Below are 11352 nucleotides of genomic sequence, written 5' to 3'. Positions count from 1 at the left end.
TTCGCCGTCCGCGAGGGCGGTCGCACTGTTGGCGCCGGCGTCGTCGCAGAAATCATCGCGTAGTGACCCCCACCATCCGGTTCTCCGGTGCCTCCAACCCGGAGGTTTCGGGGAGCCGGTGGAAATCCAGTTGCATACCCCTGGGGGCGGTGATAATCACCGCGCCCCTCCGTTCTGAAGAAACGGCTCTCTGACATCCAGGCGCTGTCGGTCGTACCCCGCCTCCCAAGACAGAGGCTGTTCAAAGAGGTTTTTGCGAATGGCGACACAGAAGATCCGCATCCGGCTGAAGGCGTACGACTCGAAGCTCCTGGACCAGAGCGCTGGGGAGATCGTCGAGACGGCCAAGCGCACGGGCGCCAAGGTGGCCGGTCCGATCCCCCTGCCGACGCGCATCAACAAGTTCACGGTGCTGCGGTCGCCGCACGTGGACAAGAAGAGCCGCGAGCAGTTCGAGATCCGCACCCACAAGCGTCTGCTCGATATCCTCGAGCCTACCCAGCAGACGCTGGACGCGCTCATGAAGCTGGATCTGTCGGCCGGCGTTGACGTCGAGATCAAGTCCTAGGAAGCGGGGAGGCGTCGGAGTGGTTTCACTTCGACCCCCCGAGGAAAGTGCCATGGCGAAGTTTGACGTAGTCGACCTGGATTTGAAGAAGATTTCGGAGATCGAGCTCTCCGACGAGATCTTTGGCGCCGAGCCGAACACCCACCTCTTCTACGAGGTGGCGAAGATGCAGCAGATCAACCGGCGTCGGGGCACGGTCGGGGTGAAGAACACCTCGCTGGTCAGCGGCGGCGGCAAGAAGCCCTGGAAGCAGAAGGGCACCGGCCGCGCTCGTCAGGGTTCCATCCGCGCTTCCCACTGGGTGGGTGGCGGTAAGGCGATGGCCCCCAAGGCCCGCGATTACTTCTATCGGCCGCCGCGCAAGGTTCGGCGGGGCGCGCTCCGCGCGGTCCTGTCCCTGCGGGCCCGGGAGAAGCAGCTCATCATCCTGGATGGCTTCAAGCTGGATGCCCCGAAGTCGAAGCAGGCTTTCGAGGCGCTCACCAAGCGCATGAAGCTCCAGAACGCGCTGGTCATCGATGACCGGGGCAACACCAACCTGCACCGCAGCGTGCGCAACCTGGCGAAGTTCGACGTGCTGCCGCCCGAGGGTCTGAACCTCGAGTCCGTGCTGCGCCACTCGCACCTCGTCCTCACCTCTGCCGCCGCGAAGGCGCTCGAGGGGGCGCTGTCATGAATATCAACGACGTCATCCGGGGCCCGCTCATCACCGAGAAGCTGGACAAGGCCCGCGAGAAGTTTCGGCAGTACTCGTTCATCGTGGACCGCAAGGCCACGAAGCACGACGTGGCCCGGGCTGTGACCTCGCTGTTCAAGGTCACGGTCGAGGGCGTGCGCACCAACATCGTGCGCGGCAAGACGAAGCGGGTCGGCAAGAGCATCGGCCAGCGCCCCAACTTCAAGAAGGCGGTCGTCACCCTCAAGGAGGGGGACAAGATCGAGCTCTTCGAGGGAGGGGCGGTCTGACGCCATTGGCGACGGATCTGCCTGAGACGAGGAACACACCATGGGCATCAAGAAGTACAAGCCGACCAGCGCCGCCCGCCGTCTGATGACGGTGTCCGATTTCGCGGACATCACCAAGGACACGCCCGAGAAGAGCCTGACCGAGCCGCTGAAGCGCTCGGGTGGCCGCAACGTTCACGGGCACATCACCCGCCGCCACCAGGGCGGTGGACACAAGCGCCGCTTCCGCGTCATCGACTTCAAGCGTCGTGACAAGGACGGCGTGCCGGCCAAGGTCGTTGCCATCGAGTACGACCCGAACCGCACCGCCAACATCGCGCTGCTGCACTACGCGGACGGTGAGAAGCGCTACATTCTGGCCCCGGTGGGCCTGAGCGTGGGCGACACCGTGTTCGCCGGCGCGAACGCCGACATCCGGCCGGGCAACAGCCTCCCGCTCCAGAACATCCCCGTGGGCACGGTCGTGCACAACGTGGAGCTGAAGCCGGGGCGCGGCGCCCAGATCATCCGCTCGGCCGGCACCTCCGGTCAGCTGATGGCCAAGGAAGACCGTTACGCTCAGGTGCGTATGCCCTCGGGCGCCGTGCGCAAGGTGCTCATCGAGTGCCGCGCTACGGTGGGCCAGGTCGGCAACATCGAGCACGAGATCATCCGCATCGGCAAGGCGGGTAAGAGCCGGTGGCTGGGTATCCGGCCCACCGTCCGCGGTCTGGCGATGAACCCGGTCGACCACCCGCACGGTGGTGGTGAGGGTAAGTCGGGCCAGGGTAATCCGCACCCGGTGTCTCCGTGGGGCAAGAAGACGAAGGGCCTCACCACGCGCACCAACAAGCGCACCGACAAGTTCATCGTGAGCAGCCGCCGCCAGGGCGCGCGCAGCCAGTAAGAGGACTTTGAAACATGGCTCGTTCGATTAAGAAGGGTCCCTTCGTCGACGATCACCTCCTCAAGAAGATTGAGGACATGATCAAGACGAACAAGAAGTCGGTCGTGAAGACCTGGTCTCGGCGCTCCACGATCCTCCCCGAGTTCGTGGGCCACACGTTCGCCGTGCACAACGGGAAGAAGTTCATCCCGGTGTTCGTGACGGAGAACATGGTGGGCCACAAGCTTGGCGAGTTCGCCCCTACGCGCACCTTCGGCGGCCACTCGGCCGAGAAGAAGGTCGCCAAGGCCCCGGGCAAGTAACCCGCTACCAGCCTGAGAGCCTGAGGAGATGACCATGGAGTCGACTGCACATCTGCGCAACGTGCGCATGAGCCCCCGCAAGATTTCCACTGTCGCGGAGCTCATCCGGGGCAAGCCTGTTGAGGCTGCCCTGAGCATCCTGAAGTTCACCAAGCGCGCCGCGGCGCGCCCGGTGGAGAAGCTCATCAAGAGCGCGGTGGCGAACGCCACGGACAAGTCCAAGGGGCAGGTGGACGTGGACACCCTCTACGTCAAGACCATCTCCGTGGACCAGGGCCCCACCCAGCGCCGGTTCATGCCGCGCGCCATGGGTCGCGCCACGCCCATCAAGAAGAAGTCCGCCCACGTCCATGTGGTGCTGGCCGAGGCCAAGAAGTAGGAACCTTTCGGGCCGCGCCCGGACGCTTCAAGGAGATTCACGTTGGGACAGAAAGTTCATCCGATTGGGTTCCGCCTCGGAGTCATCAAGACCTGGGACTCCAAGTGGTTCGAGCACAAGAACTACGCGCAGTGGCTGCATGAAGACATCCGCATCCGCGAGTTCGTGAAGAAGTCGCTGAACCACGCGGGTGTCTCCAAGGTGGAGATCGAGCGCGCGGCCAACAAGGTGAAGGTGAACGTGCACACCGCTCGGCCGGGCATCGTCATCGGCAAGCGGGGCGCGGGCATCGAGACCGTGAAGAAGGACCTCCAGCAGTTCACGAAGAACGAGGTCTTCCTCAACATCGTCGAGGTCCGCAAGGCCGAGACGGACGCGCAGCTCGTGGCCGAGAACATCGCCACTCAGCTCGAGCGTCGCATTGCCTTCCGCCGCGCCATGAAGAAGGCGCTGCAGACGGCGATGAAGTTCGGCGCCAAGGGCATCCGCGTGGCCTGCTCGGGCCGCCTGGGTGGCGCGGAGATGGCGCGCTACGAGTGGTACCGCGAGGGTCGCGTGCCTCTGCACACGCTCCGCGCCGACATCGACTACGGCTTCGCTGAGGCCAAGACGACCTACGGCAAGATTGGCTGCAAGGTCTGGATCTGCAAGGGCGAGGTCCTCCCGGGCAAGGGTGGCCAGGCCCCCATGCCCACCAACCGGTAAGACGCCCTCCGAGGAGCGGGCCGCAAGGCCTGCTCCGCCCGCGAGGCACGAAGGACAGCGACGATGCTTCAGCCTGCTCGTACCAAATACCGCAAGATGCAGAAGGGCCGCATGTTCGGCGCGGCTCACCGCGGCAGCGACCTCACCTACGGTGAGTTCGGCCTTGTGACTCTGCAGCCGGGGTGGATCACCTCGCGGCAGATCGAGGCGGCCCGTATCGCCATGACGCGCCATGTGAAGCGTGGTGGCAAGATCTGGATCCGGATCTTCCCGGACAAGCCCATCACCAAGAAGCCGGCCGAGACCCGAATGGGTACCGGTAAGGGTGGCGTGGAGTACTACGTTGCCGTGGTGAAGCCGGGTCGCGTGCTCTACGAGATGGAGGGCATGACGCCGGAGGTCGCGACTGGGGCCTTGAAGCTGGCGCAGGCGAAGCTGCCGGTGCTGACCAAGATCGTCCGCCGCAGCGAGATGGGCCTGTAGTCACGCACCGCGGTGAGCGCCGCTCCGCAAGGAGAGGGCGCTCGATCGCGCCGAGGAGACCAGAAGATGGCGACTGCGAAGGAATTGAAGGAGTTGTCGGCGGAGGACCTGAAGCGGCGCGCGGCAGAACTGCGTGAGACGCTGTTCCAGGACCAGCTCAAGCGTCGGACCGGCTCGCTGGACAGCCCGGCTGGACGTACGGCGCACCGCCGCGACCTGGCCCGCATCCTCACCGTCCTGGGCGAGAAGGCCCGGGCCGCGAAGGCGGGGTAGTCAGGAAGTGCATCCGTGTGTGCCCGGTTGCCGGGCGCGCGCGGCCATCCGGCCCGTGAGGGGCCGGGTGTATGAGAGACAGTGAGACCCAAGATGGCTGAAGCAACTGCAACGCCCGCTCCCGAGACCTCCTCCCGTGGCCGTCCCAAGACGCGCGTGGGGATCGTCACCTCCAACAAGATGCAGAAGACGGTCGTCGTCACCGTCCAGCGCCGCGCGCCTCACCCGAAGTACGGGAAGATCATGAGCCTGCGCGAGAAGTACAAGGCGCACGTCGAGGACCACGACTACCCGAAGAAGATCACCATCAACGAGGGTGACCGGGTGCGCATCGCCGAGACCAAGCCCGCTTCGAAGGACAAGCGTTGGCGCGTGGTTGAGGTGTTGGAGAAGAGCAAGAACGTCTAGGCCACACCTGGCCGGCGTGCCGTAAGGCGCGCTGGCCGGCTCGAGCAAGAGGAGACTTCAGATGATTCAGATGACGAGCGTGCTCGACGTGGCCGACAACTCGGGCGCCAAGAAGGTGTTCTGCATCAAGGTGCTCGGCGGCTCCAAGCGCAAGTACGCGTCCATTGGCGATGTGATCGTCGTGTCGATTCGCGAGGCGCTTCCCAACTCGAAGGTGAAGAAGGGTGATGTGGCGAAGGCCGTCATCGTTCGCACCAAGCGCGAGGTGGGTCGTCCGGACGGCAGCTACATCAAGTTCGATGGCAACTCCGCGGTCCTCATCAACAAGGACATGGAGCCCATTGGCACGCGTATCTTCGGGCCGGTCGCCCGCGAGCTCCGCGCCCGGAAGTTCATGAAGATCATCTCGCTGGCGCCCGAGGTCCTCTAAGAGGACGCGGCATTACGGCGAGCAGCCAGAGAGACGAGGAAGCCATGCAGAAGCTGAAGGTTGGCGATACGGTCCAGGTCATTTCCGGTTCGGAAGCCACGGAGAAGACCCCGGCCAGCAAGCGCGGCAAGGTGCTGAAGGTGGACCGGGACGCGGGCCGCGTGACGGTGGAAGGACTGCGCCTGGTGAAGCGGCACATGAAGAAGACGCCGCAGAGCCCCGAGGGTGGCATCATCGAGAAGCCGGGCACCATCGCGCTGTCGAATGTCCAGGTGGTGTGCGCGAAGTGTGACAAGCCGACGCGTGTGGGTATCCGCACCGAGGGCGAGTCCCAGAAGCGGTTCTGCAAGAACTGCGACGCCCTGATTGACTAGGCGTCCGGGTTCGGGCATGTATGCGCGCCCTTTGCCCCACCACCCGGTGGGGCAGGTGGGCGCGCGCGCTTGGCGACCTGAAGACGTGGGGTCGCCGGGTGTTTCCAGGTTCCAATGAAGGACTGATCGGACGCGCTGGGTCCACGACGGCGCTCCGAAGCAGAGGACAGGACGATGGCTGAAGAGAAGAAGGCCGAGAAGAAGGAAAAGAAGGGTCGCAAGAAGGAAGAAGCCAAGAAGGTCGGCTTCGCTGCGAACATCGAGGAAGGCCTCAAGGTCGGCCCGGCGCGGCTCAAGATCCGCTTCCGCAAGGAAGGCGTCCCCGCGCTGATGAAGGAACTGGGGTTCAACAACCCCAATCAGGTTCCTCGGCTGGAGAAGATCGTCGTCAACATGGGTCTGGGCGAGGCTCTCGCCAACAACAAGATCCTGGAGTCGGCGGTGGACCAGCTTGCTGCCATCACGGGCCAGAAGCCGGTCGTGACGCGCGCGCGCAAGTCGATCGCGAACTTCAAGCTGCGCCAGGGCCAGGCCATTGGCTGTGCCGTCACGCTGCGCGGCGACCGCATGTACGAGTTCATGGACCGCCTGATCTCCGTCGCGCTGCCGCGCGTTCGTGACTTCAAGGGTGTGTCCCCGAAGGCCTTCGACGGGAAGGGCAACTACACGCTCGGCGTCCGCGAGCAGATCATCTTCCCGGAAATCAACTACGACCAGATCGAGAAGGTGAAGGGGCTCAACATCAGCTTCGTCACCACCGCCGGCAATGACGAGCAGGGGTTGGCGCTGATGCGTCACTTCGGCATGCCGTTCCGCCAGTAGCCCAGGATCTAAGCGACCATGGCCAAGCTCTCCAAGATTGCCCAGGCGAAGCGCAAGCCGAAGTTCTCCGTGCGCAAGTACAACCGCTGCCCGCTCTGCGGCCGCCCGCGCGCGTTCCTGCGCAAGTTCCAGATGTGCCGTATCTGCCTGCGCCACCGTGCGCTGCGCGGTGAGATCACCGGCGTGACCAAGTCGTCCTGGTAGCCGGAACCCGGGGCCGTCTGCCTCACCGAACAGGTGGGGCAGGGGGCGCTGGAACAGTGCACTGCAAAGGACGCTGTCGTTGAAGCTGTGATGTTGCAGTCTCCGCGAACCCCCGGGATGGGCCCGGCAGGCGCGGTGACTGCGAGCGCGGTGTCTCCTCGAGCGAGCCCGCTTGGAAGGTTTTCATGCCGGTCAATGATCCCGTCGGCGACATGCTGACCCGCCTGCGCAACGCGTCCCGTGCGCGGCACGACAAGGTCGTCATCCCCCACTCGAAGCTGAAGGTCGAGATCATCAAGGTCCTCAAGGACGAGGGTTACATTGGGGAGTACACGATCCACGAGATCGCTCCGCAGAGCGAGATCACCGTTCAGCTGAAGTATGGCCCGGACCGCAGCCCGGCCATCACCGGCATGAAGCGCGTCTCCAAGCCTGGCCTGCGCCGGTACGTGACGGTGCGCGAGATTCCGCAGGTGCTGGGTGGCCTGGGTATCTCCATCCTGTCCACCTCCCGCGGCATCATGGTGGACGGAGAGGCTCGGAAGCAGAAGGTCGGCGGCGAGCTGCTCTGCACGGTCTACTAGCCAGTGGCTTGGGAGCCGCGCACCGTGAGGAGCGCGCCCCGGGCGACGACAGCACGAGGCAATCATGAGTCGGATTGGAAAACTGGCGATCAAGCTCGGCGACAAGACGAAGGCCGTCGTCGCGGGCGAGCAGGTCAACTTCGAGGGCCCCAAGGGCAAGCTGTCGGTCAGGCTGCCGGCCCACGTGAAGGTGGAAGTGAAGGACGGGCAGGTCACCGTGCAGCGCGAGGATGACTCGCGTACGGCACGGAGCCTCCACGGCCTGACGCGCACCATCCTGGCGAACGCCGCGAAGGGCGTGTCTGTCGGCTTCGAGCGGCGCCTGGATATCCGGGGCGTTGGTTTCCGCGCCGAGGTCAAGGGCAAGGCGATTCACTTCGCGCTCGGCTTCTCGCACCCGGTGGTGTTCAACCTGCCGGAGGGCGTCACGGCCGAGGTCGACAAGGCCTCGCGCACCGAGGACAGCCTTCCGACGGTGGGCCTGACCCTGCGGTCCGCTGACAAGGAGGCGCTTGGCGCCACCGCCGTGAACATCCGCTCCTTGCGCCCGCCCGAGCCGTACAAGGGGAAGGGCATCAAGTACGCGGAGGAGCGCATCCGTCGCAAGGAGGGCAAGACCGGTACGACGTAGTCGTCGTGTCGCCGTCTGTGCCGAATATCCAACCCCGCTGGGCCGTGAGACCTGGCGGAATCATCCGGCGGCGGAAGGCCGCATCGCCGCCGGAAGGAAAAGGAAGCTGCCATGTCGAAGGTCGATCCGCGCATCAAGAGGAAGAACCGCATCCGCAAGAAGCTCTCGGGTACCACCGAGCGGCCGCGGCTTACTGTCTACAAGAGCCTCAAGCACATCTACGCGCAGGTGGTGGATGACTCCACCGGGCGCACGCTGGCATTCGCCTCGTCGCTGTCCAAGGAGCTGAAGGGCAAGGACGAGGGCGACAAGAAGGCGGACGCCAAGCGCGTGGGCTCGCTCATCGCCGAGAAGTGCAAGGCGGCCAATGTCGAGGCGGTGGTGTTTGACCGCAACGGCTTCCCCTACCATGGGCGCATCGCTGCCGTGGCTGACGCCGCGCGCGAGGCCGGGCTGAAGTTCTAGGTTTTCGAAAGGAATCCCCCAAGTGGCAACTCCGATCAATCCGAACGATCTGGACCTGACCGACCGCGTGGTGAACATCAACCGCGTGGCCAAGGTGGTGAAGGGTGGCCGCCGTTTCTCGTTCGCCGCGCTGGTGGTGGTGGGGGATGGCAACGGTCACGTCGGCGTGGGCCTGGGCAAGGCCAACGAAGTCCCCGAAGCCATTCGCAAGGGTGGCGAGAACGCCAAGAAGAACCTCTTCCGCGTGCCGCGGATGGGGCACACCATCCCGCATGAGGTGCTCGGGCACTTCGGCGCCGGCTGGGTGCTTCTGAAGCCGGCCAGCGAGGGTACGGGCGTTATCGCCGGTGGCGCGGTTCGCGCCGTGCTGGAGGCGGCGGGCATCCGGAACATCCTGACCAAGAGCCAGGGGTCCCGGAACCCCCACAACGTGCTGAAGGCCACGGTTGCGGGCCTGAAGCAGCTGCGCAGCGCCGAGCAGGTTTCTCGGCTCCGCGGCAAGGACGTCGAGCCGCAGAAGCTCGCGGGCGAGGCGAGGGGTTAGTCATGGCGATCAAGGTCAAGTTGACGAAGAGCTTCGCCGGCGCTTCCGAGGACATGCTGGCCACCATCCGTGGCCTGGGTCTGAAGAAGTTCGGCGAGGAGCGACTGCTCAGGGACACCCCGGCGAATCGCGGCATGGTGTTCAAGGTCAAGCACCTGGTCAGCCTGGAGAAGGTCAGCCAGGAGGCCCCGGCGCCCAAGCGCCGCAAGGCGCGGAAGATCGTTGCCCGGGACCGGGCCCGCGCGCGTAACGAGGCGCAGGCGAAGGCCTGAGAACGAGGATCCAGACAATGAGCACTCTGAACGGTTTGAAGCGGCCCCAGGGGTCGTGGCACCGCAAGAAGCGCGTCGGTCGCGGCCAGGGTAGCGGCCTCGGCAAGACGGCCGGTCGCGGTGGCAAGGGTCAGAAGGCCCGCAGCGGTAACATGCGGTTCGAGGGTTTCGAGGGCGGTCAGAGCCCCCTGCAGCGCCGGCTCCCGAAGTTCGGCTTCAATCCGCCCAATCGCACCACCTACGCGGTGGTGAACCTGGCGGACCTGGAGAAGGCCTTCGCCGCGGGCGCGACGGTGGACGTGGACGCGCTGAAGAAGGCGGGCCTGGTCAAGGGTCGCTACGACGGCGTCAAGCTTCTGGCCCAGGGTGACCTGAGCAAGAAGGTCTCCGTGACCGTGCACAAGGTCTCCGCATCTGCCCGCGAGGCGGTGGAGAAGGCTGGCGGCTCGGTCACCGAGCTTCCGCTGATGGCCCACAAGCCCGAGTCGGCCGCGAAGGCTCACGCCGGTAAGGGCGTGAAGGCTCCTCGGCAGCCCAAGGCCTGAGCATGAGAGGCGGGCATCACTCCAGGGTGGTGCACGCCTCCGGCGTTGTGTAGGCTTTCGCGCCCCTTTCCGGAAATGGAGAGGGGCGCTTGTTGTTCCTGGCAGAACCTCTTGAAGAGGATGGCTTCCCCGTGGCTCTGAACGCCTTCGCCAACGTCTTCCGCATCGCGGAGCTCCGCAGCCGGCTCGCGTACACGCTCGCGCTGCTGGCCGTCTATCGCATCGGCATCTTCATCAATACGCCGGGCGTCGACCGGGCTGCGATGAACGCGTTCATGAACGCCCAGAAACAATCGGGCGGTCTGGTGTCGCTGTTCAACCTCTTCTCCGGCGGCGCGCTGGAGCAGATGTCCATCTTCGGTCTGGGCATCATGCCGTACGTGAGCGCCTCCATCATCATCCAGCTGCTCGCCGTGGTGGTGCCGAGCCTGGAGCGGATGCAGAAGGAAGGCGCCGCGGGCCGCCAGAAGCTCAATCAGTACACGCGCTACGGCTCCATCGTGTTGTCGGTGGTCCAGGGCATCGGCATCTCGCGCTGGCTGGCTTCGCTGGGGCGCTCGGATGCGGGGCAGGGCGGGTTCAACCAGGTCGTGGTTCCTAACGACAACGTCTGGTTCACGTTCATGACGGTGGTGAGCCTCACGGCCGGAACCGCCTTCATCATGTGGCTGGGTGAGCGCATCACCGAGCGCGGCATTGGCAACGGCATCTCGCTCATCATCTTCGCTGGTATCGTGGCTCGCATGGTGCCTGGCGCCAAGACGCTGCTCGACCTGACCACGCAGGAGGTCATCAACGCCGCGGCGGTCGTCGGCCTGCTGGCGTTCATGCTCCTCATCATCGGCATCGTGGTCTACGTCGAGCGAGGCATGCGGCGTATCCCCATCCAGTACGCGAAGCGCATGGCGGGCCGTCGGATGTTCGCGGGCCAGGCCACCTACTTCCCGATGAAGGTGAACAGCTCGGGCGTCATCCCGCCCATCTTCGCGGGCGCGGTGTTGTCGTTCCCCGCCACGCTGGGGACGTGGTTCCCGTTCCTCCAGGGCTTCCAGCGGGCCATCGAGTCGAACCTGTGGATCTACAACGGGCTCTTCGTCTTGATGGTGATCTTCTTCTCGTACTTCTACACGGCCCTGACGTTCCGGCCGGATGACGTGGCGGACAACATCAAGAAGCAGGGTGGGTACATCCCTGGCATCCGTCCGGGCCGTCAGACGGCGGAGTTCATCGAGCGCGTGCTGAACCGGCTGACGTTCGGTGGTGCCGTGTACCTGGCGCTCATCTGCGTGATTCCGTCCGTCATCAGCAGCCTGCTGGGGGTGCGCTTCACCTTCGGCGGCACGGCGCTCCTCATCGTGGTGGGCGTGGCGCTGGACACGGTGCAGCAGATTGAGGGTCACCTCATCAGCCGCAACTACGAGGGCTTCGCGGGTCCCCGCGGCCCGAAGATCCGCGGCCGGGTGCGCGTGGCGGCCTGATAGAGTGCAGATGCGTTCCGGGCGCCTCTCCCC

At 65.1% G+C, this 11352-nt stretch carries 21 protein-coding genes; all 21 read left to right on the top strand.

What is annotated here, in order from left to right:
* The first annotated feature begins 259 nt into the window (after window positions 1-259).
* The 21 genes from rpsJ to secY all read left to right on the top strand — a co-directional run bounded on the left by rpsJ (window position 260) and on the right by secY (window position 11319).
* Window positions 260-568: a 30S ribosomal protein S10 gene (gene rpsJ / locus JGU66_19595; GenBank protein MBJ6762975.1), complete on the top strand. Its 309-nt coding sequence runs from the start codon at window positions 260-262 to the stop codon at window positions 566-568.
* 52 nt (window positions 569-620) lie between these two features.
* Window positions 621-1244 carry a 50S ribosomal protein L4 gene (gene rplD / locus JGU66_19590; protein ID MBJ6762974.1) on the top strand — a complete coding sequence of 208 codons (624 nt, stop codon included), beginning with the start codon at window positions 621-623 and terminating at the stop codon, window positions 1242-1244.
* Entirely contained in the window at window positions 1241-1534 is a 294-nt protein-coding gene (locus JGU66_19585) for a 50S ribosomal protein L23 (protein MBJ6762973.1), read from the top strand. The genes rplD and JGU66_19585 overlap by 4 nt, the downstream gene beginning before the upstream one ends.
* 40 nt (window positions 1535-1574) lie before the next feature.
* A complete protein-coding gene (gene rplB / locus JGU66_19580) occupies window positions 1575-2420 on the top strand; it encodes a 50S ribosomal protein L2 (protein ID MBJ6762972.1) in 846 nt (281 codons plus the stop codon).
* Window positions 2421-2434: 14 nt separating this feature from the next.
* Window positions 2435-2722: a 30S ribosomal protein S19 gene (gene rpsS / locus JGU66_19575; protein ID MBJ6762971.1), complete on the top strand. Its 288-nt coding sequence runs from the start codon at window positions 2435-2437 to the stop codon at window positions 2720-2722.
* 34 nt (window positions 2723-2756) lie between these two features.
* On the top strand, window positions 2757-3101 hold the full coding sequence (gene rplV, locus JGU66_19570) for a 50S ribosomal protein L22 (GenBank protein MBJ6762970.1): 345 nt from the start codon (window positions 2757-2759) through the stop codon (window positions 3099-3101).
* Window positions 3102-3143: 42 nt separating this feature from the next.
* Entirely contained in the window at window positions 3144-3806 is a 663-nt protein-coding gene (gene rpsC, locus JGU66_19565; GenBank protein MBJ6762969.1) for a 30S ribosomal protein S3, read from the top strand.
* 63 nt (window positions 3807-3869) lie between these two features.
* Window positions 3870-4289 (top strand): 50S ribosomal protein L16, encoded by a 420-nt coding sequence (gene rplP / locus JGU66_19560; protein ID MBJ6762968.1) that lies wholly within the window; start codon window positions 3870-3872, stop codon window positions 4287-4289.
* A 66-nt stretch (window positions 4290-4355) separates the two neighbouring features.
* Entirely contained in the window at window positions 4356-4562 is a 207-nt protein-coding gene (locus JGU66_19555) for a 50S ribosomal protein L29 (GenBank protein ID MBJ6762967.1), read from the top strand.
* A gap of 81 nt (window positions 4563-4643) precedes the next feature.
* Window positions 4644-4970 (top strand): 30S ribosomal protein S17, encoded by a 327-nt coding sequence (gene rpsQ / locus JGU66_19550; protein MBJ6762966.1) that lies wholly within the window; start codon window positions 4644-4646, stop codon window positions 4968-4970.
* Window positions 4971-5031: 61 nt separating this feature from the next.
* Window positions 5032-5400 (top strand): 50S ribosomal protein L14, encoded by a 369-nt coding sequence (rplN, locus tag JGU66_19545; protein ID MBJ6762965.1) that lies wholly within the window; start codon window positions 5032-5034, stop codon window positions 5398-5400.
* A 44-nt stretch (window positions 5401-5444) separates the two neighbouring features.
* Window positions 5445-5774 carry a 50S ribosomal protein L24 gene (gene rplX / locus JGU66_19540; protein MBJ6762964.1) on the top strand — a complete coding sequence of 110 codons (330 nt, stop codon included), beginning with the start codon at window positions 5445-5447 and terminating at the stop codon, window positions 5772-5774.
* A gap of 174 nt (window positions 5775-5948) precedes the next feature.
* On the top strand, window positions 5949-6596 hold the full coding sequence (rplE, locus tag JGU66_19535; GenBank protein MBJ6762963.1) for a 50S ribosomal protein L5: 648 nt from the start codon (window positions 5949-5951) through the stop codon (window positions 6594-6596).
* An 18-nt stretch (window positions 6597-6614) separates the two neighbouring features.
* Window positions 6615-6800: a type Z 30S ribosomal protein S14 gene (locus JGU66_19530; protein MBJ6762962.1), complete on the top strand. Its 186-nt coding sequence runs from the start codon at window positions 6615-6617 to the stop codon at window positions 6798-6800.
* A 185-nt stretch (window positions 6801-6985) separates the two neighbouring features.
* On the top strand, window positions 6986-7384 hold the full coding sequence (gene rpsH / locus JGU66_19525) for a 30S ribosomal protein S8 (GenBank protein MBJ6762961.1): 399 nt from the start codon (window positions 6986-6988) through the stop codon (window positions 7382-7384).
* A gap of 64 nt (window positions 7385-7448) precedes the next feature.
* The gene (gene rplF, locus JGU66_19520; GenBank protein ID MBJ6762960.1) at window positions 7449-8015 is read left to right on the top strand and encodes a 50S ribosomal protein L6; all 567 of its coding nucleotides are present in this window, start codon (window positions 7449-7451) and stop codon (window positions 8013-8015) included.
* Between the two features lie 111 nt (window positions 8016-8126).
* Window positions 8127-8480: a 50S ribosomal protein L18 gene (gene rplR, locus JGU66_19515; protein MBJ6762959.1), complete on the top strand. Its 354-nt coding sequence runs from the start codon at window positions 8127-8129 to the stop codon at window positions 8478-8480.
* Between the two features lie 22 nt (window positions 8481-8502).
* On the top strand, window positions 8503-9024 hold the full coding sequence (rpsE, locus tag JGU66_19510) for a 30S ribosomal protein S5 (protein MBJ6762958.1): 522 nt from the start codon (window positions 8503-8505) through the stop codon (window positions 9022-9024).
* 2 nt (window positions 9025-9026) lie between these two features.
* Window positions 9027-9296, top strand: coding sequence for a 50S ribosomal protein L30 (gene rpmD / locus JGU66_19505; protein MBJ6762957.1), 270 nt, complete (start codon window positions 9027-9029; stop codon window positions 9294-9296).
* A 17-nt stretch (window positions 9297-9313) separates the two neighbouring features.
* Window positions 9314-9841, top strand: a complete 528-nt coding sequence (gene rplO / locus JGU66_19500; GenBank protein MBJ6762956.1) for a 50S ribosomal protein L15 — start codon at window positions 9314-9316, stop codon at window positions 9839-9841.
* A 131-nt stretch (window positions 9842-9972) separates the two neighbouring features.
* Complete coding sequence (secY, locus tag JGU66_19495) at window positions 9973-11319, top strand: preprotein translocase subunit SecY (protein MBJ6762955.1); 1347 nt, start codon at window positions 9973-9975, stop codon at window positions 11317-11319.
* The last annotated feature ends 33 nt before the right edge of the window (window positions 11320-11352 follow it).

Source organism: Myxococcaceae bacterium JPH2 (genome assembly GCA_016458225.1).
Taxonomy (GTDB): Bacteria; Myxococcota; Myxococcia; order Myxococcales; family Myxococcaceae; genus Citreicoccus.
This window is presented reverse-complemented; position numbering and strand designations above follow the sequence as displayed.